Source organism: Bartonella sp. AA81SXKL (assembly GCF_042196945.1).
Lineage (GTDB): Bacteria > Pseudomonadota > Alphaproteobacteria > Rhizobiales > Rhizobiaceae > Bartonella.
Genome location: NZ_JBHIRH010000348.1, coordinates 1 through 606, shown reverse-complemented (window position 1 = coordinate 606; position 606 = coordinate 1). Strand labels below are relative to the sequence as shown.

The window sequence follows — 606 nt, the reverse complement described above, 5'->3', positions numbered from 1 at the left end:
ATTGTTTCGGCGGATCGTGATGTCAACATTGATGCCGGCAATAATATCACCCTATCAGAAAGCTATGATACCTCTAACGCAAAAGAAAAGCATGAAAAGTCTTTTGCTGGTGTGACAACTTCCGTTGATATCGGTGTCCTTGGCACGGTACAAGGACTAAAAGATGCCGCAGATCACATGAATAATAAGGATGGTAACAATACAGTTATTAATGGCATACTGACTGGCATGAAAATCAGTCATCTTTATAGTAAAGGCAAAACCTTTGTTAATTGGCTGACTGGCAATACGGGGGAAAAGGGGAACGTAACCAAAGGACTGAGTAGCTCATTAGGAGGATTGGGGGGCTCCACCAAGGATGCTCTTGCCAATCTGGCTGGCGCATCTGGCAGTGTAACCGTGGGCTTTAAAACTGAGAAAACAGAAGCCTCTTCTCAAGTCTCCACAGCGGTGACAGATAGCATAGAAGGCGGACGCGCTGTTAACATGCAAGCCCACAAAGGCAGCATTCATGGTGTTGGCGCTGATATTATCGCTGGTACCAATCCAATCTATGTGCTGGAAAATGATGCACAGAGCGGAAAGATCACCATGGAAGCAGGTAAA

1 protein-coding gene is annotated in these 606 nt (G+C 45.5%); it reads left to right on the top strand.

Annotated features, from left to right (window positions below):
* Positions 1-606: hemagglutinin repeat-containing protein (locus ACFINZ_RS11625; RefSeq protein WP_375701601.1), on the top strand; the 606-nt coding region annotated here is incomplete at both ends.